At 37.8% G+C, this 23149-nt stretch carries 21 protein-coding genes; 10 read left to right on the top strand and 11 right to left on the bottom strand.

The window, feature by feature from the left end:
* Positions 1-86 precede the first annotated feature (86 nt).
* The 4 genes from AB432_RS04195 to AB432_RS04180 form a co-directional block, all read right to left on the bottom strand.
* Complete coding sequence (locus AB432_RS04195) at positions 87-587, bottom strand: SMI1/KNR4 family protein (RefSeq protein ID WP_048031167.1); 501 nt, start codon at positions 585-587, stop codon at positions 87-89.
* Positions 588-724: 137 nt separating this feature from the next.
* Positions 725-1159, bottom strand: coding sequence for a HEAT repeat domain-containing protein (locus AB432_RS04190; protein WP_082195869.1), 435 nt, complete (start codon positions 1157-1159; stop codon positions 725-727).
* Positions 1160-1373: 214 nt separating this feature from the next.
* Entirely contained in the window at positions 1374-2588 is a 1215-nt protein-coding gene (locus AB432_RS04185) for a macrolide family glycosyltransferase (protein ID WP_048031166.1), read from the bottom strand.
* A gap of 285 nt (positions 2589-2873) precedes the next feature.
* On the bottom strand, positions 2874-3668 hold the full coding sequence (locus AB432_RS04180; protein ID WP_048031165.1) for a glycosyltransferase family 8 protein: 795 nt from the start codon (positions 3666-3668) through the stop codon (positions 2874-2876).
* Between the two features lie 327 nt (positions 3669-3995).
* Between AB432_RS04180 and AB432_RS04175 the strand changes: the two genes are divergently transcribed.
* The 3 genes from AB432_RS04175 (at position 3996) to AB432_RS04165 (ending at position 7535) form a co-directional block, all read left to right on the top strand.
* On the top strand, positions 3996-5078 hold the full coding sequence (locus AB432_RS04175; RefSeq protein WP_048031164.1) for a glycosyltransferase family 28 protein: 1083 nt from the start codon (positions 3996-3998) through the stop codon (positions 5076-5078).
* A 245-nt stretch (positions 5079-5323) separates the two neighbouring features.
* The gene (locus tag AB432_RS04170; RefSeq protein WP_048031163.1) at positions 5324-5767 is read left to right on the top strand and encodes a cell wall hydrolase; all 444 of its coding nucleotides are present in this window, start codon (positions 5324-5326) and stop codon (positions 5765-5767) included.
* Positions 5768-5999: 232 nt separating this feature from the next.
* On the top strand, positions 6000-7535 hold the full coding sequence (locus AB432_RS04165) for a thiol-activated cytolysin family protein (protein WP_048031162.1): 1536 nt from the start codon (positions 6000-6002) through the stop codon (positions 7533-7535).
* Between the two features lie 415 nt (positions 7536-7950).
* Here AB432_RS04165 and AB432_RS04160 read toward each other — a convergent pair whose 3' ends face one another.
* A complete protein-coding gene (locus tag AB432_RS04160; protein WP_235617609.1) occupies positions 7951-9234 on the bottom strand; it encodes a helix-turn-helix domain-containing protein in 1284 nt (427 codons plus the stop codon).
* 227 nt (positions 9235-9461) lie between these two features.
* Here AB432_RS04160 and AB432_RS04155 point away from each other — a divergent pair, with 227 nt between their 5' ends.
* The 5 genes from AB432_RS04155 (at position 9462) to AB432_RS04125 (ending at position 14031) form a co-directional block, all read left to right on the top strand.
* Positions 9462-9665, top strand: a complete 204-nt coding sequence (locus AB432_RS04155) for an aspartyl-phosphate phosphatase Spo0E family protein (protein WP_048031161.1) — start codon at positions 9462-9464, stop codon at positions 9663-9665.
* Positions 9666-9905: 240 nt separating this feature from the next.
* Positions 9906-10988 (top strand): HNH endonuclease, encoded by a 1083-nt coding sequence (locus AB432_RS04150; RefSeq protein WP_048031160.1) that lies wholly within the window; start codon positions 9906-9908, stop codon positions 10986-10988.
* Positions 10989-11053: 65 nt separating this feature from the next.
* Positions 11054-11557 carry an SMI1/KNR4 family protein gene (locus tag AB432_RS04145; protein ID WP_082195868.1) on the top strand — a complete coding sequence of 168 codons (504 nt, stop codon included), beginning with the start codon at positions 11054-11056 and terminating at the stop codon, positions 11555-11557.
* 1103 nt (positions 11558-12660) lie between these two features.
* Positions 12661-13170 carry an SMI1/KNR4 family protein gene (locus tag AB432_RS04130; protein WP_048031157.1) on the top strand — a complete coding sequence of 170 codons (510 nt, stop codon included), beginning with the start codon at positions 12661-12663 and terminating at the stop codon, positions 13168-13170.
* Between the two features lie 354 nt (positions 13171-13524).
* Entirely contained in the window at positions 13525-14031 is a 507-nt protein-coding gene (locus AB432_RS04125) for an SMI1/KNR4 family protein (RefSeq protein WP_053079544.1), read from the top strand.
* 375 nt (positions 14032-14406) lie between these two features.
* On the opposite strand, the gene AB432_RS04120 is transcribed toward AB432_RS04125, so the two are convergent.
* From AB432_RS04120 to AB432_RS04110, 3 genes are all read right to left on the bottom strand, one after another.
* Positions 14407-14943, bottom strand: a complete 537-nt coding sequence (locus AB432_RS04120; RefSeq protein WP_048031156.1) for a hypothetical protein — start codon at positions 14941-14943, stop codon at positions 14407-14409.
* Positions 14944-15050: 107 nt separating this feature from the next.
* A complete protein-coding gene (locus AB432_RS04115) occupies positions 15051-15575 on the bottom strand; it encodes a phospholipase D-like domain-containing protein (protein WP_162630227.1) in 525 nt (174 codons plus the stop codon).
* Positions 15576-15814: 239 nt separating this feature from the next.
* Positions 15815-16120 (bottom strand): hypothetical protein, encoded by a 306-nt coding sequence (locus AB432_RS04110; protein ID WP_048031154.1) that lies wholly within the window; start codon positions 16118-16120, stop codon positions 15815-15817.
* A gap of 187 nt (positions 16121-16307) precedes the next feature.
* Here AB432_RS04110 and AB432_RS04105 point away from each other — a divergent pair, with 187 nt between their 5' ends.
* Both AB432_RS04105 and AB432_RS04100 read left to right on the top strand, forming a co-directional pair.
* The gene (locus AB432_RS04105; protein ID WP_048031153.1) at positions 16308-16952 is read left to right on the top strand and encodes a hypothetical protein; all 645 of its coding nucleotides are present in this window, start codon (positions 16308-16310) and stop codon (positions 16950-16952) included.
* 53 nt (positions 16953-17005) lie between these two features.
* Positions 17006-17485 (top strand): DUF4365 domain-containing protein, encoded by a 480-nt coding sequence (locus AB432_RS04100; protein WP_235617723.1) that lies wholly within the window; start codon positions 17006-17008, stop codon positions 17483-17485.
* Between the two features lie 596 nt (positions 17486-18081).
* Here AB432_RS04100 and AB432_RS04095 read toward each other — a convergent pair.
* The 3 genes from AB432_RS04095 to AB432_RS04085 all read right to left on the bottom strand — a co-directional run bounded on the left by AB432_RS04095 (position 18082) and on the right by AB432_RS04085 (position 23113).
* Entirely contained in the window at positions 18082-18915 is an 834-nt protein-coding gene (locus tag AB432_RS04095; RefSeq protein WP_053079543.1) for an HNH endonuclease, read from the bottom strand.
* Positions 18916-18953: 38 nt separating this feature from the next.
* On the bottom strand, positions 18954-19133 hold the full coding sequence (locus AB432_RS31460; protein ID WP_082195867.1) for a DUF4368 domain-containing protein: 180 nt from the start codon (positions 19131-19133) through the stop codon (positions 18954-18956).
* A gap of 560 nt (positions 19134-19693) precedes the next feature.
* Positions 19694-23113, bottom strand: a complete 3420-nt coding sequence (locus tag AB432_RS04085; RefSeq protein WP_082195866.1) for an ATP-binding protein — start codon at positions 23111-23113, stop codon at positions 19694-19696.
* Positions 23114-23149: the final 36 nt, after the last annotated feature.

The raw sequence follows: 23149 nt of genomic DNA, 5'->3' as shown, positions 1-23149 counted from the left end.
CAAATACAGTCGGCGTAAATAGTATGAGGAAAAGCCTCGCGGTTGATTTATGTCCGCGAAGCTTTTCCTTAGTTAATGTATTTTCATTAATACAACTTCGATAAAAAATCTGTAAACGAGGAGGCAACTGGGGTGATGGCTTCTCTTTGCCATTCTTCTAGAGATTTTTCTTCTAGTTCATCTTCAGAAAGATCTTCCATTGTAACAATAAACTCGTGATTTACAAATACAACAATTGGTTCTGCATTCTTTCCATTAATGTAGTCGAAGCAAATTTGACCACCGCTAGCATCGTATCCAATAGGAAATACTTCGTCAGGTAGACATTCCTTAACATCCTCATATGCTGTTAGAATATAGTATTTCCCAACCCTACTACTAAGGCTATAGAATGTATTAAATACTTTCCCTTCTACTTCCCCGTAATCAAAGCCGCAGGGAGTAGGAGCTCCCTCATTATTCTCAAGCATACACTCTACGAAATCCCTAGGAAATCGGATCCCCAGTGCACTTTCTACTTCTTCGATATCTTGAATGTCTATTTTCTCTGTGCAGCATTCAAATGTTACATGATTTGGAACTGTCATGTCATTACTCCCTGTGAAAGTTTTCGCAATCATTGCACCACTTTACTTATATCGGTAATTCTTACATTTCATTGAAACAAAAAGGAAGGGGCGTGATCCCCTTCCTTTGCCACTCATTCCATCTCTACTGCTTTTTTCTATAACGACGCCCAGGTGTTTTCAAGCCACTGATCAAAATCAGTACCTTTTTCTCCCTCGTACGTATCATAGATATCGCTTCTCATTTTTTGCAGTTTCTCTTTGAATTCCTCGAACGTATGATCCTTTGGCAAGCTTTTCTTAATTCTTACCAAGGCTTTCGTTGCTCCTTTGATCAAGTCGCCTTTTTTCTGAGCAGGTAATCGAACACCTACCCCAAATGCTTTGAGCTTATGAAAAGCCGTTTCTTGCACTTTGTAGACCGTATCGTTTTCCACGATACGCGTCAATAATTGAATCGTTTGCTCATGCTTCCACTGTCCCAGTTCTTCAACAGCCTCTAAGCGCTCTCTCCAATTCGATGTTCGATTAGCCGCTTTCTTTAATTCCTCAAAGTTTGGAGGAAGCTCGTTTTTCATTTCCGTTTTATTCAATTAAATCTATCTCCTTCTGACTATCATCCTTCTATTATGACACTACGTCACCCAAATAACACCACCTGCTCACATATAAATTCCTCGAAAAATCACAGTCAAGGACGAGTTAAAAGCAGGCAAGAGGCATGGCTCAACTTCAACATTTGGAAGAAATTATAGTCAAAAAAGCTTCTTGCCGCTCATGATGATGAGGCAAGAAGCTTTTTCATTTTTAATTCGGCACGGAATACAAAGACATGATACGTCTTGCAGCTTCCTTGTATCCGCCAGCGTTACGCAAGGAGTCCCCTACCTGTATCGCACGCTCTTTGTAGGTGGATTCGTTCAACACTTGCATCAATGCATCCTTCAAAGCTGTCGGTGTAAGCTGCCCTCTATCTAACGTAATCCCCGCCCCTAACTCCTCCACCCGCTTCGCTACAATCGGTTGATCAGAGCTTAGTGGAATCATGACGAGTGGCACATGAAAATAGAGAGCCTCACTCGTACTGTTCATGCCAGCATGTGTAATAAAAGCATCGGCTTGCCGGAGCACTTCCAGTTGCGGAACGTATGGTTCAACGATGAAGTTGGGTGGAATATGGTCTACGAACGACTCCAGCTCCGTGTCTCTTCCGCAAGACAGTACGAATTGAGCCGGAATATCTTGAAAGGCGGCAAAGCACATTTTGTACAATTCCACATCTTTGGTCAGAATACTGCCCATGGAAATGTATACGATCTTATTGTGTGGAGAGCGAAGCTTTTCAAACGGAAACGAAGGAGCATCAGGACGCGAAGTAATCGAAGGTCCTGTAAAAATGTAGCTCTCGTCCAGCTTGTCAGCATCTGGCTGGAACTCACGGCTGGTAAAGACAATCTTCATGTCCCCATACTGACGGGTAATATCCTCAATGGCAGGGACGGCTACGTTGCATACACGAGCGATGCTCTGTGCAGTCTGTGTCACTCGTTCATAAAGTGCATCCACATCTACATCACTTGCATGAAACACTTCGACAATTTGGCTGAGCGGTTCAGCAAAGGCCAGATTGGTTACGGAGCAGATCGTCGGGATTCCTAACTTCTCCCCTAAAATCGCCCCTCCCCACCCAAACAAGGAGTCAAAAATCAGGTAATCAAATGATTCGTTTTCTATCTGCCTGAGAATCTCGGGAATGTGGGGTTCAATAATACCTCGCAGCATAAAATCGTTGAAATGAAGAGGGTGTCTGAATTCTGTTGGGTTAAAACCTAAATCACGAGATACTTGTTCATCCATTTGATAAGCGCGGAACAGCGCCCCAGTCTGGGCAAGCCTATCCCGATATTCTTCTGAACACATATAGACGACTTCTTCTCCGTTGTCGACTAGCTGCTTCACTAATCCCAATGTAGGATTCACGTGACCATCTGCTGGAATCGTAACATACAATACGCGTGCCACTCACTCCACCTCCAAAAGAATATCCAATTAGAAAATGTTTCCATTTCATTATAGGTCAGATGGTTGGTGAAAATGGTTAAAATCCAAATATTTCATAATTTGTTCAATATTTTATATGAAGATGTTTAGTATTGTGCATAAATCCTTCTATTCCAAATGATTTCAGGAAACGGCTTGTACACCCACGAGTTTTTTAAACACAAAAATCCCTCCAGCGATCATTTCTCCATGTGAAGGGATTTCCATCCATTTTATTTAATTAGGAAAGCCCCGAAAGCCCAAAGCTTACAAGGAGTTTAGCTTCTTTACTTTTTTGAGATAGTGAAAATATTCCTCTCGAAGCGGGTGCTTTTTACTCAACCACGGTTTGCTATCTTCCCCTGTGTAGTGAATAATGGCCGGGTCTATTCGCAGGTTGCTTTTATAAAGATGTTTGGACTGATAATTCCACTTTGTGTCAAGTTGAAGCCAATTATCATGAAGAATCGCATTCATCGGATCTTGACTGGGATAACGAATAATACTTTGGTTCTTTTTCATGTAATCCATAATCTTTTTTGTGATGTTATGCTCTCTCCATTTTTTCAAATTCATGACTAATACTCCCGCATTAAAGTAATCACAGCCATCAGGAATAGCCAGATCGGCATGTCTTAACTTGTTTACCCCTTGCCAAGAATCCATCACCGCTGCAAGGAAATATTGATCAACTTTTGTGTTCCATAATGGCGTGATGTCCTTTTTAATAACGATATCACTGTCCAAATAAATCACTTTTTCAACTTCTTTGTCCAGCAGGTCGGGAATAGAAATTCGATGATAAGTTTCTTGAGTAAGATGATCACGGACGAGGAATCCATCATATAGGGTCGGATCAATAGTTACATATTTGATTTGAGCATGGAATCGTTTCACAGTTTTCGTTAAGATGGATTTATTTTTCCCAGAGACTTGGCTGTCAATGACGTGAACGATGACTGGGTTTTTCGAAACCTTATTTTCAAAAAGGGAATATAACATGACTGCGAGATGTATAGCAAAACCATCATTAACGGCTGTTACAATATGAATCGTGCCCACTATTCTCCCACCCCATATCCTTATTGAGCTATATATACACACTATTCATGGACAGCGTTGGTTTGTGTGATGAAAATACCCAATTATTTCTAGATGGGAGCACAATTCACAGATGCAGACTTCCGCTGATGCGGCTTTTTTCTGTGAGCGATCAGAAAACCGTTATACGACTAGAGCATGTTCCAACCATCCCCATAAAATATATAAGCGCTGTGAGCACGGCTCGAATTCGGCAGTGACCTTATCCCCCAAGTGCGGGTATGGGGGTAATTTGTCCAAGCTCCAAACTGGGAACAAGAAAGTACCTATTTAAAAGGGTGATGAAATATGATCTCCTTTGTGGTTGGCAGAGGTATGGGCCATCTCGGTAGATGCATTAGCATAACGGAAAAATTGCAGCACCACCATCTTCCCATTCACGTGTTTGCCTTTCGGGAAACACATGGCTATTTATCGAAAAACCTGCACAATGACGTCCAATTAAAAGCCTTTAAATCCAAAAAATTCGAGGATGGTAAACAAACCACACTATTAATAAATGATTGGCGCTCCGATGTGCCTCGATTTCGCAGTGAGGGAAAAGTCAGTGAAAACACAAAGCTCGTGACCCTCTATCACAGTGACTTTATCATCGATAAAAATGATTCAGCCCCGATGCAGGAATATAAAAACCGCATTGTAGAAATCGCCAATCAATCCGATATCTTTCTGCACATGAATCTTATACCACCTAAGCAGACCCATCCGCAAATGAACTGCATCTATATCCCTATTCCTTTAATCACCAGGGAAATCAGCCAGTCCCCGGAAGAAGTAAGACGCATGTTAGGCCTTCAGAAGAACGAGTCATTTATTCTGGTTCACATGGGTGGCGGACTTGCTAACCGTTATGAACAGATCGTGAAGTGGTACGATCAAATCAACTCGCTTGCCAGCCGCTATCGATTTGTTGTAGCTGGTCAATTGGCAGATGAAGATTACCCATTCGATGAAAGAATCATCAAAGCCCCTCTCATCCCGAATGGCAAAAACCTTGTACAGGCGGCCAGTCTGGTCATTAGCAAACCGGGTATGGGCATTTTAGGAGATTGCATCTCTACAGGGACCCCCTTGCTTTTCCTTCCGCCAGATGATGCAGAACGCGAGCAAAAAATAGATATGCTACGCGAAATAGCCAATAGTGATAAGGTATCGATCCAGGAACCGGAAGAGCTTGTACCAAATATTGAGCATGCATTAGCAAATAAAGAGGCCATTCAAAAAAGATTTCGTCTTATCCCTACCAACGGCGCTGAGGTCGCAAGCAAAATTATCGAAATGGCATACCGTATCCCGCTATCGAAATTGTCAAAAAGCCGGGAAGATCTCCTTCGCTTGACACCGTATCCCTCATTTGGAAATAAGGACTGATGACTTTGAAGTCAAAAAGGAGGACTGTCTTAGGTAGAAGACCAATTTCTACTTAAGACAGTCCTCTTGCTTTTGCGTTTGGGATTGTTATTGGCGTATTCAACCCGATGGCTGCTTATGCGCAGATGGGTATCGCTCTGCGCGTTGATCTGCGAGGGGGCGGCTTTTTCTATTGGTTGAAAAGCGTAACATATCCGTTCCATCTACAATATGATAGGCCTAGAACAATCTAAAGAGGTGAGCCGATGGCAGTCGTAAAAGCCAGGAACAGTGATATTGACATGTTGGCAAGGTTGCTACGAGCAGAAGCTGTGGGTGAAGGCGAAATGGGTATGCTCCTTGTGGGGAATGTCGGTATTAATCGAATAAGAGCGAATTGCTCCGATTTTAAAGGAATACGGACAATTCCCCAAATGATCAACCAGCCGCATGCGTTTGAAGCTCTGCAACATGGTATGTACTACCAAAGGTCTAGAGATAAAGAACGCCGTCTGGCACGACGGGCTGTGAATGGGGAGCGGCATTGGCCGGGCAAATTCTCCCTCTGGTATTTTCGTCCGGGAACAGCGCAAAATCCCCTACCTTGTCCGCCGACCTGGTATAATCAGCCGCACGTAGGACGATACAAGCTTCATTGTTTTTATGAGCCGACCGCGAAAGAATGTGAAAATGTATATAATACTTTTTAATTTTATAGAAGAAAATAGCCCAGACATTACACTGCCCCCAAAGCGAAGAAAGGGGCAGTTTTTTTCATCAAGGCACAAAAGAACCCCAATTCTCTCGATACTAAGAATGTACTTTTCTGCTTCAATCTAAAGATTATTTCGGAAACTACCGATATAGTTAGTATTCCAAAAAATATATTTAATGGGAGTATAATGATTGACGTTATGCTCACATCTCAAAGGGGAACATCTTATGAGAATTCGAAATCATACTAGAATTTTAAAAGTAATCGCTAGTTTATCTGTTGTTTTCGCTACTGTAAATTATCCAGTTATCTCCTTTGCCGAAACAGTTGATTCTAGCTTAGTCAGTGAAACAAGCAACGCCGATGATATTAATACCGGTATAGCAGACTTGGACTATGATAATGACGAAATTTTAGCAGTAAGTGGCGATGAGATAGATAGTTTTGTTCCAAAAGAAGCTCTCAATCCACACGGTAAGTTTATCGTCGTAGAACGTAAAAAAAAGTCACTTGCAACTTCTCCAGTCGATATTTCCATTATTGATTCTATGACTAATCGCACTTACCCAGGAGCATTACAACTTGCCAATCAAGCTTTTACAGAAAATAAACCGAGTGTATTACTCGTACCAAGAAAACCTTTGACGATTAGTATTGATTTACCAGGTTTGAAAAAGGAAAATTCAATTACTGTGGATAATCCAACATACGGGAATGTGTCTGGAGCAGTAGATGAGCTTGTTTCTAAATGGAGCGATGAGTATTCAGGAACGCATACTTTACCTGCGCGATTGCAGTATGCAGAATCAATGGTTTATAGCAAATCTCAAATTGGTAGCGCTCTGAATGTTAACGCGAAATATCTTGATTCTACTTTAGGAATTGACTTTCATGCGATTGCTAATGGAGAGAAAAAAGTGATGGTGGCGGCATATAAACAAATATTTTATACGGTAAGTGCGGAACTGCCTAACGATCCATCCGATCTTTTTGATGATAGTGTTACGTTTAAGGATTTAAAACGTAAAGGGGTCAGTGATCAATCCCCACCTCTTATGGTTTCAAATGTCGCTTACGGTAGAACCATTTATGTCAAATTAGAAACAACCTCTAAGAGCAAAGACGTAAAAGCAGCATTCAAAGCCTTGCTTCAGAATACTGCCAATGTAGAAACGAATGCCGAGTACAAGGATATTTATGAAGACAGCTCCTTTACGGCTGTCGTATTAGGCGGAGATTCACAAGAGCATAACAAGGTCGTAACAAAAGACTTTAGTGAAATCCGGAATATCATCAAAGATAATGCGGAATTTAGCCTAAAGAACCCAGCATATCCAATCTCCTATACAAGTGTTTTCTTAAAAGATAATGCAATTGCTGCCGTACATAACAATACCGATTATATTGAGACTACGGCTACCGAATATTCGAAAGGTAAAATATCGCTTGGTCATTATGGCTGGTATGTCGCTCAATTTGATGTATCCTGGGATGAAGTTTCCTATGATGAAAATGGTGAAGAAGTACTCACACATAAAACGTGGGAAGGAAGCAACCAAGACAGAACAGCTCCCTTCACTACAGTCATTCCTCTGCCACCTAATGCAAAAAACATAAGGATTTTTGCGAAAGAATGCACCGGCCTTGCTTGGGAGTGGTGGAGAACGGTTATTGATGAACATAATATTCCGTTATCTAGTGAAATTAAAGTTGAGATTGGAGGAACGACATTAAACCCGACAGGTGGTATTACGTTTAATTAGTTGGGAAAAGAAACGGCTGAAATCCTTTTTATTGAGGAGTTCAGCCGTTTTGCTTTTTCTTATTGCTCATTTAAATGAACAGTCGTTACCGGATGCTTCTTAGATTGCTTTGCCCTATACCACATGGGCTTTGATGGGATTAAGTAATTTGATGCAACAGAGGCACCACTTCCTACTTAGAATGAAGATAGGACTCAAACAAATCAAAACAAAAAGCACCCTGAATATCTCATCAAGGCACAAAAGAAATATGTCACCTAATCAATGTCCGGGGTCAGCCACGTTCTGTTTTACTTCAAATTTATGCGACATATTAACGTAGGCCACATCCGTTGGCAACAAATTAACACACACAGTCAATGACAACGATAATACCATCAAAGCCATTACTTTTTTCATCTGGGGCACATCCTCCCTATTTACCAAAATTACCCATAGTTGTATTATACACCCCTTTAAGCTTTTGGACATACTGTAAATCCATCGGCAGTGAATTTTCATCAAAATAAGTTAGCATTTCGTTCAAACATTTATGCATCTCTTCAAATGCACTAATGACACCATACGCTTTTAAGCTGTTAACGTAGCTTTCCATGCCCTCATCCAATCGCCCTAATTTAGTTTGGAATTTGCCTTTTAGCTGGTAGTAAGCACCAATCGAGCGGTGTTTATAAGGTGTCTGAGGAGTAGCAGGTAAGATTGCTTTCTCGTTCATCAGCACTTCTTCGATAGCATCCATATTACCTAATTCTAAATAAATTTCGAGCAACTCGTTTACCACATGTATCTTGTTCTCTTTGTGAAGTTCATCCATGTACTTTCTTAACATCGGAATAGCGACTTCGTAATCCTTTTTCCTTGCTTTAGTAGTTGCCCGGTTAATCTTGGTGGATTCTACAACGAAATCATATTCAAACTCTTCAAACACATCTAGATGCTGTTCAACTGCATCGAAATTGTCTAAGAAGAAATAAGAGTTAATCATGGCAAGATAGGCTCTTGCCTTTAACTCAGTGATACTTGTTTCAAGTGCAAGACCTTTCTGGCATAGTTCAATACACATTGAATATTTTTGGGTGTTATGAGCATGGAGTCCCATTCTAAAATAGTAGATGATCTTTTCCTCAATCGTAAGGAAGTCTGTGTAATATAAAACCTCTTCACCCATTCGGAATGTTTCCTCTAGCCTTTTCAGATCATTTCTTTCAATCAGATATTTTTTCAATAATGCTTTTGCAATGTACTTCGGCTCTCCACATTGTCGTGCATAATTTGCAATTACCTTGAAGAGAACCAAACAAATTTCGTCATTTGTTTCAGCTATAGCAATGGAGTCAGCGAAGCTATAAAGTCGCTCTAATGCCTTCTCAATCTTTTCATTCGGCGATTGGAGAATTTTCAATGATACTCTTTCCACTAATGAAGAATATTCACACTGAATGACCTCTTGAAGAATTTCAAATAACGTCTCAATCCTAGTCTCATCCTCAAGGTATCCTTCAATAATTTCTTCAAACGAGTACGGAAATAGAGCGGCTATCGACTTCACTGTTTTAAATTCAGGGCGTTTTGTCTCTCCGCTCTCAATCTTTTGTAGTACGCCCCTACTTACACCAGTTCTATCTTCTAACTCAGCAAAAGACAAGCCATTATTTCTTCGGCTCTCAGACAACATGTCCCCAATTGTTTTCTTTTGCACTATATCCCCCCACAGCACAAACTTCCTTTTTTTTACAATATGATCGAGTAGGATTATAGCAAGTTGATGTTTGTTAATTCAACAAAAACAAACAGACATATTTCGACTGAAATTTGCGGAAATCATCGAATAATGTCAAATGTATCAAGGTAAATTTTTCCATAGTTTTTTTGATATAGGTGCTATAGTGAAAAAAGAGGGGGTGAGACTATGGGGGACAGATAACGATGGTTGAATGGCAAGAAGTAAGCAACGAAGACCTTACACAAATCATCAAGAATCTACAATATCAGCTTAAAGAAGTCTTCAAACAACAGGGCAAACTGACAGACTCCGATATGTTGAAGATAAGTCAAGAACTAGATGAGTACATCTTAGAGTGTCAACGAAGAAATCTAACTTATCAGAAAGGAGGTAGGTTACCAAAGTGAATGGACTTGTTTTGGGAAGGCAGATCAACGAGAAAGGACGTTCCTCCTTTGCTTCCCGGCAACAGGAACGTCCTTACTAGGAGCACTTGAAACTCCTATTAGTAATCTATCACGAGATATTCAGATTTGGAAGAAGGAGATTCTTACGAAATAGACCTAAAAAACATGGCTGAGCATTTATTCGAAGAACTCGGATAATTAATTTTAGAGAATAATTTTTAAAGAGGAGTAGGAAAGCCTATGAAGAAATTCAAAAGAGTATTAGTGCCTTTTGTTGTTTTCTCATTGCTAGTTGCTCCTGTGTCCGTCTTGACGCCAGCATCTGCTGAAAGTATACAGGAAATTGCCGAGACAGAAGAAGTCGTTGATTTCGAAAACCTTCCCATACAACTGGCGGAGGGGGTAACACTTGAGGAATTGGCAAAGGCCATCAATGAACCACGCATCCTTGAAAGCAAAAACGTAACTATAATAGAGAACAGCTCAGCGGATGAAGTCATCGGAAAGCGTCAAATGGTGTATAGCCCTAATGCAGCACCAGTTGAAAAAGAAGATGACTCTAACTTTGACTTCGGTGCCTTCTCTTACAATGGTGCCGACAAAGTTGCCAAGGTTGCTGAATCTGACACTGACGAGGCTGAGCCAAGGAGTTGGCGTCCTAGCATTGATGGAGTGTTCTTTGATCACCAGATGACGTCCGACTGGGCTGGTGGTGACGTATACTCGACAGTTAAAGTAATCGCCGTGGTAGGCAGAGTAGCCTCTGTAGACGCTACTCACACTATCATCCGTTCGGCAAAAGAGGACGGGAAATATAACGTGGAAAAAAACGGAAGTTTGTATTTTAACCCCCCTTACGAGAACCTATCTACGCATAGGGTACGCGTTAATGCGGAGACTTACTGGTGGTCAGGAAAATTGGAAGGAGTTGTTAGATACCTGGGAGGGGGCTCCTCGCCTATCGCTCCTTTGAGGGAGGTAGAAAAGATCCTGACTAACAATAAAGGCGAAATTTACCCTGATTACGTTGATCCGCAGTCAAACATCAAGTTAATTAAACCGGACGCTGACATGGTACCTCAGAAGAGGGAGCGAGATTCGGGGTATAGAAAGGACTTCGAGAGACGTTACGTTGGTTACTTCGGTCAACCTCAATATTTCGCTTGGGATGATGTTGAAATCCATCATATGATTCCGCTAGAATATTATGGAAGGAACCATTTCGACAACCTGATTCCTCTTCTCAAAAAGGATAGAAAAAACGATTACATTCTGCCACATAGGGAAGTAACTGAGTGGTGGGAGAGTTACCGGAAGAATTGAGAAAAATGGACTACCGTCTGTGGGATGGTAGTCCGTATTTTCATTAGAAAGGGTGTGAATACTCCGTGAGCATTTCTTTTAACCGTATTTTAGACAAGATCAAGGGAAGAAGAGAGCAATTGAACGGTGATTTGCATATTATCGGTGAAGAATTTGAGTTTATTTTTCAAATGCCTACTGACTCTGCCGCAGAGTTAGAGAAACTAAAGTCATTTGAGCTACCCGAGGATTATGTGAGCTACTTCTCTCAGTACAACAGAGCCGTATTATTTCGCGATTTAGAATTTGGCAGCAGTCTCTTCACGATATTAGACCCTCACAATGTTATTGAATACTGGAAAGGATACAGCATAGATCACCCTTACTATCCTATCGCATGGAGTAGCCACTCGCTAGGTTGTATATGCGTAGATCAAGACCGACTTGATAGCGGAAACGGCTACCTCACATGGATCGAATCGATGGACCCTGATAATCCGATTGACATTGATCTGACATTTACAGAATGGCTGGATAAGCTCATCGAGCATGAGGGGAAGGAATTCTGGATTCCGTTCCATGAGGAGTAAGAGTAATTCAGGATGAAATCGGACGACTAATGCATGACTGCCAAAAAGCTGGGAGTAAGCTCTCAGCTTTTTTTCTGTAAGTTGGGGGGAATCCCGGCTCCGCTTTTGGCTCTTGTTCGGAAATATTTAAAATTTCTTAATAGCAATATTACTGGTAGTTTAAATGAAAAATGCATTCGATTAGAGGGACAGAGCAACGTACTATTGGCCTCCGACTGGCTGGTAAAACTACAACACCTTAGCATACGCTACTTTCCGTTCGTTAAGCGACTTAATAATTTCCCAATATATAAATATTTAAACACTCATCTTCGAGTTAACCACCTACGATACTTCATTTCACACAAAGTAGCTTTTTATTTCCTGCACCAATGCTCGTCAAGGATAAAGGGTAAACCCCTTGCTACGCAAGTCCTTGACGAGCATTGGGTAGTGGATTAGTAGATTTGAAGAAAATGTAGGGATGTCTTCTAGGCATCCTTTTCATTTTTGGTATAATTTAGGTTATTGGAGTGTGGTAAAGGTATATGAGCGAATCTGTCTTTAGTTTTATAGAGCTACTTGAAATTGCTGGAGGCATATTCTTTTTCAGTTTGTTTAGGTATGGATTAAGTAAGCATAATGCTACTTGGAAGTTTATTATTCTTGAATACTTTGCTATTGTTATGAGCATTTGGATTATTAAATCGTTGGTGAATCTTATTTTTGGTTAGGGGAACATGTCTGGCGATAAACCAGATACATACAAGACATGCCGAATAGATGCACCTATTCAGTTACTTTGGTAGCAGCCATGACCCACTCTCTACTTTCAACTGATAGTGTTTCATTTGTAGTAGGTAGCACATTAGCACAAAAAAGAGGGGTTCTCCGCCCCACTTTTTCAGTCCGCCAAACCATCTCCGCTTATTTTTCGTGAAATGCTTGGCATACCCAAGAGTGGACTCAATCTCTCCTTTTGCATTTGGTGGGGATAACAGCTAGGATAATTTAATTCCGTTACCAAAAGACTTCCACCGTAAAGAAGTTACTCCTTGGTGGGCTAGTTATGGCAAATATGTACCTTCTGGTGATGACTATTAAAGAATAGTAGGTGATTCTCCTTGAAGAACAATTTATCTGAATTGGTATTGGAAGGGTTAAAAAAAAGACTCGATAATAGTAATCGATTATTAGTGCAAAATAGGAATGGAAAAGTTGATACAGCCCAGTTTACATTTAACCCTCCTGCTAATGTGGAAGAAATTGAGGAGTTTTTAAGGAGCACTCACTGGCACTTACCAACTGACTATAAGAATTTTCTCCTAATCCATAATGGAGCATGGCTGTTCAAGAGTGTAAGATATGGTGGAGGATATGAGTTACTCAGTCTAGATGAAATTAAGGATAATCATCTCGATTATATGCCTGTGCATTGGTACCCTATCTCGATTAACAATGGTGACTACATTTTTATTGACTCTAATCGAGTTGCGTCCGGTCAAAACAACTATTTAGTATGTTTTAATCATGATGATGTTTCAACCTCAGAAGGTTATTACTTAAATATGACTTTTGAAACTTGGTTAGAAAGATTAATCATTGCACAAGGAACAGAGTTTTGGACTTGGTAAGTGGAAATAAAGAAGGGGCTGTTTCAAAAGTCGATTTTTTCGACTGAGAGACACCCCATTTTTAATATCGAAACTCATGATACATCAGCGTTTCAGAGGGACTTCTCTTGTTGTCTAGTTGTAAGGAAGATGTGGAAGCACTCATTCAAGCTTACTCTAAACAGATTGAATCTGCCCCCTACTTTCACATATAGTACAGTGCCGACGGGAAAGCAAATTTTATGGAAGTTACCTCGGATACAGAAAATTGTTATACGTGCTCATTTAAAGGGTTGGATGTTTTTAATATCAAGGTAGAAAAATTGGACTGTCATTCAATTGACAGTCCCTACTCTCATTGAAGGATGGGATCCTATGAGTAATCCTTTTGAAGCCCTCATTAGTAAGATCAGGGAGAGTAAGACAAGTGTAGACGGGAACATGCATATCAAAAACGAGGAATATCATTTTACATTCTACATCTCGAACGAGTCTATCACAGATACAAAGGAGAAATTAAAATCGTTTGAGTTACCAGAGGATTACGTTAGTTTTTTAAGCCACTACGAAAGTGCAACACTATTCAAGAGCGCCAAGCATAACTCTGGGGGTTATGATGTGCTAAGTACCGAGCTCGTCATTGGGTACTGGAAAGCCTACAGCATAGACCATCCTTACTATCCTATCATTTGGAGCGATATCTCAAATAGCTGTATATGTGTGGATCAAGACAGAATACATAGTGGTAAAGGGTACCTCACATTGGTTGGATCGATACTACCAGACGATACTATCGACATAGACCTGACGTTCACAGGGTTGCTGGAACAACTTATTGAGCATGACGGAATTGAGTTTTGGGATCGACCCATTGAGAAGTAGGAGTAAGATAAAAGGCCGCCTTTTATAGTGCGTCTTCAGGATGAACCGGACGACTAATGCATGACTGGAAAAAAGTTGGGACTAAGCTCTCGGCTTTTTTTCTGTAAGTTGGGGACGTTTAACAGACAAAAAAGCAGAGGAGGTCCCTCTGCTACACCAATACGTATCCACTATTTGTTCTTATTCTCTAACTACTGCTACACTCTCCACATGCTCCGTGTGAGGGAGTATAGCCTATTTTATTCCCATCTGACGCAGCGTGCTAAAATCTTGATTTATAAGGATCTTCTCGATTTGAGTACTTCTTTTTCGTTACCGTTCACCTGGAAATGTTGGTTTCGTCACCAATTCGTCCCCGAATAACAATAAGCTACCTTATTTAATGAAGTACCTCCAATATTGCTCGGCCATTGAGGGTTCCTCATACCAAAAAAGAATTGGTTCTTGCGTATCTAAGGTGAAATGTCCTTTAACCCCTCTCAGATCTATCCAGGTTTTTCTTAAATGAAAAAACATGTCTAATAAAGATTTTAGACGAGAGATATAGACCTCTTCTTCAAGAACTACGGTATCAGCTTGAAATGTTTGAGTTCTCCAGTAATGATCTTTATATTCTTCAAGAGTATTACGATAATCTTCCATAAAACTAAAAAAATTTACTGTAGATGTTCCTAGCGGAGGATATTCACACAGTTCCTTTAATTCTTGATCAATATCCTCGAATAAAAATTTCAATATAAACCCACTATCTTGCAATGAAACGAGCTTGGTTAGTTCTACTTTTGCTAATTTAAATGTCAGATAGTATTTTTTTAGAAAGATTCTCGAGTCATTACAATTTTCAATAGGGAATTCATCATCTTGGAAAACAAAACTACTTTTTTTAGCTGAGCTAATCACTTCTTTTATCATATTATACTCTTTTATAGCCTCTGATATGAAAAATTGATAGGGTATAATGAGAGGAGTAATTGGATCAGTAATGATTGGTTTATATTTAATATGTGGATATTCAAAAACTAGCTGCTCGATTTTTTTATTGTCTCTATATTATTAATAATAACTCCGGCCTCAAAATTATTAGTTGCGTTTTCTGTTAAATTCGAGCTTCCTATGTACATTTTATTACCAGTACTTATTATTTTTGAGTGATTAGTTGAGCCATAGAAAAATTGAACATAGGGATTTTTATTCAATGCTTTAACTACCAACTTGTATACTTTTTCTTCTTCCTTTCCATCAAAATTATATACATTAAAAACCACTCTAACATCATTAACAAATTCAATATTTTCTTTCAAGGATTCTTCCAATTCCTCTGGCATTGAATAATTAAAGGTAGTAATATACAGATGGCTTGTTCTATCAATCGAATCAAAAATTTCTTTATAGTTTTTTTCTCCTTGAGTTAGGACTATTTTGAAGCTATCTAGGTTTATAATCTCATTCATTTTAGTCATTCCCTCTAAGTATTTTCTCAATTTTTCAATTATCTTGTTAATCCGGGGAACGGAACTTTCAAAAATCATATCACTTTGTAACATCCGAGTAATTTTGAATAAAATTTCAAAGCCATTCGTGCTCAATTGATGTTGTAGATCTTTCTCGAAAGTTACTTGACGTTGTGGTAGAGCAATTATACCGTGTTTTCCACTTCGGATATATCTTTGGTGTCCACTGATAGAACTACTTACAATGGTTCCTCCAGCAGTTTGTCAACAGACCACTGACATCCTCTCGATCATTGCAATTAAAAGCTTCAGAGGCTTACTCAAAGCCTTATTTAGAAGTCTTTTAATAATTCTCTTACCTTAGCCTTTATCTCATTTGAAACGCTTGGGTGCTTTGAATCTATTGCTGACTTCAACATCTCTGCCTCCCATTTATTTAAAAAAATAATGTTAGTGTAGTTTATTCTTGTAACTTGCGCGTCAATCGATGACGCTTGGGGATTCGAATCCAGCAACTTTTGAGCAAGACTCCTTTTGTTCGGTATTGAAGGTTGTTCAAAGTATTGACGGTAATCCTCAAAAAATTCCACAAAGTTTGATAAACCTACCGATGCTTTCGCACGATCAAAATATACCACGGCCCGCCACCTCTAACTCTTTTATTCTTACATTATCTCAAAAACCATGTAGCCAAATTACGTAATTTATTTGCTTGTAATGGTGTTTAGCCATGTAAAACCAAATCCGGTTAAAGCATTTTCAGATAATTCAAGAACCACTATATAGTAAAATAGGAAAATGAACCGTTTATTAAGGAGGCTCCGAATGTCTAATAAAGATAAGATTCTTGCAGCCTTGCTATATACGAAGTTATGTGACGATTGTTTATCTAATTCCTCCAGTGTAAAACCGAGACAGACTGTCTATACAATTTGCCGATCATTAAGCGAATCATCGATAATTTATCGATATCATGGCATTTGCGATCATTGCCACAAAACAAAAACAACCAATCGACTACTCATTGCGAATGGTTCAGAGTCGGATGAAGTATTTAATTCATATTCAACAGAATCAAAACATACAACGTGGTACTGGGAAGGTAACGTTCAGAGCAAGGTCGTAGGGTACCTCGCAATAAATGGCCACACGATTCACAGCGTTTCAGATACGGCCTCACGCACACCTGGTAAAGACATCATCGCTTCCAAAGACGGTAAAGAATTCTGGATTAGTGTAAAAGGATATCCAGAAAAAAGCCAGCACGTTCAAGCTCGTCACTGGTTTTCTGGAGCAATATTCGACCTTGTTCTCTACCACGGTGAGAATTCCAAGATACTGTTAGGCATTGCTCTTCCTGATGGTTTCACTACTTACGAAAATTTAGTCACCCGCATAAGATGGCTGAAAGAATCGATGCCATTTCGAATCTACTGGGTAAATGAATCTGGAGTTGTTCGAGTGGAATAAGAGAAGTATACGAGATAAACCTAAACTTAAAAGGGTGATCTTAATTGCCAAATGTGAACTGGACTGTGCTTAACTCATTACAACTTGGTAAATACGCTGAATACTTTGCCAAGATGGAGTTCGCATCTTACGGACTTGAGGTGTTTTCATCAGAGGTCGATGATCGAGGAATTGACTTTATAATTAAGGATAAAATCGGGCGTTTCTCGGAAATACAGGTCAAATCGTTAAGGGGTACGGGGTACGTTTTTGCACAAAAAAGCAAGTTCAATATCAGTAGTCCGAACTTATATATGGCCCTTCTTATCTTCAAAGAAGGTCTCATGCCTGATTTCTTTTTAATACCTTCGAAAGCATGGGAAGTCCCTAATGAAGTTTTTGTAGATCGAAATTATGACAAACCCGGTCAAACAAGCAAGCCTGAATACGGCATTAACATCTCAAACAAAAACTATGCAATCTTAGAGATTTTTAGATTCGAAGAGTCCATTAAAGACTTTTTGGTGACCCCTTCAGAATCCAAAGGCTCTTGAGAAATGGCTTTTGATAAAGATTTAATGGGGATGCGAATCGCTCGCGTCCCCTTTCGTCCTCAATTTTATTACCCTCAATATTGATGAATTAGAGCAAGACGTTATTAATGAATTTGATGAAAGCGGTGCGATTATTGCTAAATTAAGAAGAGGCAATGATGAAACATTTCGTTTCTTTGGTTTTAGATATACGAACTGAAAACCGACCTATTTGCTATTCGGAGGCAAATAGGTCGGTTTATATAAATTTTATCCGGCACAGGGTAAGTTTTGTAATACGACTCTCCATATTTTTCGTATTTATCCATTTTTCTTTCAGCCATCACAACTAATTAGTTTGGTTAAGATTTGTTATCGGCTATATTAGCATAAACTGGTTTGTTTATCTCTTCCATCCATGTATCAATATTTTCATGGCTAATACCAAACTAGTACAAAAGAGAAGAGGGGCTTCCACCCCTCTTTATTATTCCGCCAATACAGCTCACTTATATTGTTGTTTTTCTGACCAACAGTAAACAGGTTAGCCCCTTTCAATTTAAGTAGCACTGTACACTCCAAGTTTGTGGAGTGTCGGTCACTATAACATGAACTTTTTACTCCTCATATGTTTTACTTTCTAATTCATCTAGTTTCTTTTTAATAAAGTCACCTAAATATTTATTACCAGTTGTTGAAACTTTTAATTTGTCATCAATATGCCGTATCAAAGTACTAACATCCACAACACATTTTAATACTTTATCCTTATCAATTTCTATTCTTTTTCCATCTTTTTGTTTTCCATTTCTGTGTACGATGTCATGTCGTACCATTATTGCTTTTGATATTTCAGATAAATCATCAGGAAATTCTATATCTAGTACACTATAGTACATATTCTTTACTTTCCATATATTATGATAGATTATATCAAGCAAGTAACTTGAAGCAGTATCCTGAATATCATCAATAGATTTAAAGATATCAGCTAAATCTAATTTCCTTTTTTTGAATTCGGGGTCAGTTTCTATTAGTTTACGGATATATTCTTTTTTACTAAGCACTGTAATAATAAAAGCATCAGATAAATATGTTTCCATTGAAGCAATTACGTTAGAAAACAGTAATTGGTAAAAGGTATTTCTAGCAGAAGAGCTTTCTACTTGAGTTTGTATGAGCGTATTTATGTTATTCATACTCTCTTGGAATGTATTATAGTATTCAGTATTCGTATAAACCGTATAAGCTAAATAGTCTTTTAATTCTTTACTGGCTTTCATAGAGCTACAATTCATGCATGCTGTTACTAAATTGTCTGATTCACTTGAGCCGCCTGCACTCTTGGGAACTATATGGTCTATTACAAGCACCTTGTAATCCCCATTATAGCGACAATACTGACATGTATAATTATCCCGTTCTAATACTCTATTCCGTATATTATTCATTTTTACCCCCACGATACTTGAGTGTCGGTCACTGTAATTTAAAACGTAAGAAGAGCGGTGGCGGTAAACTTGTAATGAATGTTTACCGAACCATCCGCTTGAACTTCAATCTTATCAATAAACCTATGCACCATATCAGTTGTCAGTTCATCTAAACTCATGAACTGCTCGAGTTCTTTCTTCAATCGAACGATACTTTCCCCTGTTCTACTACTCACCTGTAAACACTGAAAGCCTTTTAACTACTCTTTTAGGCTACAGAGTTCAGCATTACCAAATAGTCAATTATTCATTTTCAATTATCATTCTATGTAGTCGTACAGAGTACTTGTTAACACTCGTTTTTACATAGATATAATTATCCTTTTTGATTGCAGTCCAATGATATTTATGTAAATAATTTTGCCAAGTCTCTACATCTACAATAACTCCAACCTGATTTTTTCCACCTGTAACGAATTCGATACAATGTTTGTTGTCACCAGTTTGACCACATAATTATTTAAAGTACGCAAATTCTGCATTTAAACTCCTCCTTCAATAAAGTTCGGTATATTAAATCAAAAACCCTTCCATATATGGGAAGGGCCTGAGCACCAATTCATCTTAATATTATTCTTTTCTCACCTACAGTGAGCAACACTCCACATGTGTGGATTGCGTAAAATTGACTGCCTTGATGAGACTGTATTTGCTTGTTTTATTGTTTTTAATCTTTTTAATATACGGTCTTTAGACGCCCTAGCCAAAACCACAATCTAATTGTTTATTAATTTGACTAACAAATTTGCAGAACTTCATATATTTTTTTGAAGACTCTCTGAGCAGATATATCTATTTCTAATTCCGAGATTATCTCTGTATTCTCTAATCGTCCAAAATTAATACGATATATTTCACTTTCTCCTTCCCGGATTATTTCAAACTTTTTAGCTATATAATTCATTTGCTCCTCTGAGAAATTATAAGGGACCAAGTCAAAAATGTATCCAATATCAAGACTTTCAATGACTCTCCACACTGGAGGTACAGACATCTGATCACCAACATTTTCACCATTCCTATTAATGTCGATCGTAAATTCCAAATTCTTAAGAACAATTGCAACTGTCTCTATGTCTGTATCCCTGTTTACTTCCTGGAAATAAGTATGAGTCATCGGTATTACGTAATATTCAAGATAATCAGCCTGATCAAACTCAAAGAACATCTTAAAAAACACTCTTTCCCAATCAGTGTTTTTAAAATAATAGAATCCTATATCTGCTGTATAAATGTTACCCTCCACTGCACTTGTTTTCTTTTTTCTAACTCGTAATACTGGCCATTCTTTTTCCATATTCATAGAATTATAATAATCAATTTTATCTTCCTGTTCCAAACTTGCGATAAACAAACCAAACGGCATCATAACAAGAAGGATATTGACTAATTCGTACCATTTTCCTTGTTCAACAAACAATCCGCATTTTACTAGTTGCTCAAAAAATCGTTCCTCATCTTCAAAATGTATTTTGTATGCTTCCGTCGACATTATTTCTTCTTTGGTTAACATTGCATTTTCGCGATACATAATATCTGGACAAATCTCTATAAGAAATCCAATTAATTGTTGGTTGGGTATATCACTACAGGATGACATATTGGCGATTAGCTGAAAAGTAAACAACATTGCATTCTTATATAACACTCCCTCGTCAATTAAGTTTCGTTCTAGAAACAAAAATGACATTTCATCTTTTAAAAATTCATGAATATACCAGCATTCGTCCTTTTCTTTTAATTCTATCAGTTCGTTTTTTAAAGACTCACTTAAAACACTATTTCGAATATAATCTTGTAAATCTTCTTCCCAAAAGAAAGAATTTTCGCCAAATATATCGTTTTTGAAAATATTAACTACTTCATTATAGGCTAATTCTGATTCTCCAACTTGATTCTCTTCTTGATAATCATCACATTCTTCTACTACCGCAGCAGCTTCATCCAATGCCCCCAAATATTCTTCAATTATTGATTTAAACTCCGAAGTATATGCGAGTCCGTAAATATCCAACTGCTCAGGAATTTCGGAACATAAATATTTGAAATGCGATACATCATCCATTTCCAAATAATAATACAGCTTGTCAATATAATATTCTTCCAAATAAGTTTTAATTTTCTCTCTATAGTCTGTGAGGAAAACTTGATACTCCTTGGGAAAAACCCCCTTAAAATCAATGATGTCTAGAAACCGATTTTCATAACAAATTCTATCATAATAAGCTTTGATTATATTTAAACCACTAAAGGAAATTCCAATGGAGATACACTTTTTTATCACATGAGGATAAATATCAAGATCTTCATCTTCAATTACCAGGTCGAAATTTCCTAATTGGCTACTGAATTTTTTTATATACTTTTCAAAAAAAGCTTGATACTCGCTTAGCTTCCTAATTCCATAACAACATATCAAATCATAAAATTGATGAAATGTACTATTTCCGTTTATTTTAGCCTCGAAGTATTCAAACTCATTATCATCTAAAAAATCCATAAAATTTTTCGTAATCCGAGGCATTGATTCAAAATTATCAATACACTTCTTCAATACTATTCTATATTTCTCATCTGATAGGTCATTAGAGAAATCAGTTAATAAATATACTAATTGATTGTAATAACACATTCCATGTAATAAAATATCAAAATAATGATCTATATGATGATGTAAGTAACTATGTAAATATTCTTGTACCGAAGGATTTTGAAATTTGATAATAATGGTACTCTCTTCTTCAAAAGCTAGTGATTTAATAACCGTTCTCTCTAATTCTGCAATGCATTCCTGAAAACTCTTTTTTTCAATTACATTATCCATTTGTTTCAGGCATCTATTATACATTTCCTTTAGATTATTACTCTGGATGGGTATTGGTGAAATTAATAAAATTATAGATAATAACTTTGCCTCTGTTGATAGATTATTAAATATAGCTTGCCAAAAATTTTCAGGGCACTCTAAATAATCCCAAAAATTTTCCACAAATTCTTGGGGATGTTCTTTTATATCAACATTCCGTAGAAACATTTCAATGATTCGTGGATTATAATTGGCATGCTTTACTATTTTTTTGTGTTCGTGAAACATTTCTTCTGTTTGTTGCCAAGTTAATTTTGACTGTTTTAAATGCCCAAAAAAAATCTTTACTTTTTCAACATCTCTATATTCATCCAACCTACACTCAAGCTTATACTTTTCAACTACGTCTTTAAGGTCTGCATGCTTTTTAAAACCTTGTTTTAAAATATATTCTCTAGTCGTTAATATTAAGACGCTATTTTTGTCGTCTTTTATTCGTTCAATAATTTTTGCCAACCGCTGCTCATCTTTTCCAGAAACTGAACTCTCTTGAAAAATGCTTCCCCAAAAATCATCAAATAAAATAACTTTTTTTTCTTCACTTCTTAATGCCACATAAATATCATCTACCGATTTAACCCAATAGAAAGCTGTATATCTTTTGCTTTGAATAAAATATCTTCCCAGTTGATATGCAATTGAGGTCTTCCCTACTCCAGGTTCCCCTGAAATAAGAACAACTTTCTTTTCCTCAAGTTTTTTTAGTGCATTATTGTATGGTTTCGTCTTCACGAATACTTCCGCTCTTCTCAAGGCTTCCTCAAATTCTCTTGCAGATTCATATAACAACACACCGTGTTGCGTGCTGTTTAACAAATTTTGCAACACATTGGTACTTGGCATCCATAATTTATAGTATTTTTTTTCTATCGATTTATATTTGTCTTGCCCAAGCAAATTATTAAAATCACTTTCACAAAGAATGTCATCGCTACTTTTAATATAAGGATGAAATAATTCTTTAATTTTGTCTTTTTCTAGCCGAGAAAGATCCATTGCTATCGCCAAAATGTACCTATCAGGATTTAATTTTTCGACTTTTTCTCTTTCAACATTTTTGAGATGTCTATATAGGGTTCTATAGTCGCACTTCCATCTTTTCGCTTGAAAAATAATCGTACTGCCTTGGTGAAAGTAGCCTCCATCAATCCCTTGATCCTTTCCTTCTTTATATGACTCTAAAAAAATATTGTCTCTCATTTGTATGACATCTCTTGAGAATTTTTGAAACTCCATAGGTTCTAATAATTTGTGATAGTTATAATTAACCAACGATATTCCTCCGTCCATATAAGTTCCTACTGATAGAGAAATAAAAACATCAAA

The sequence above is a fragment of the Brevibacillus brevis genome, from assembly GCF_001039275.2.
In the GTDB taxonomy this organism is placed as follows: Bacteria; Bacillota; Bacilli; order Brevibacillales; family Brevibacillaceae; genus Brevibacillus; species Brevibacillus brevis_C.
This window is presented reverse-complemented; position numbering and strand designations above follow the sequence as displayed.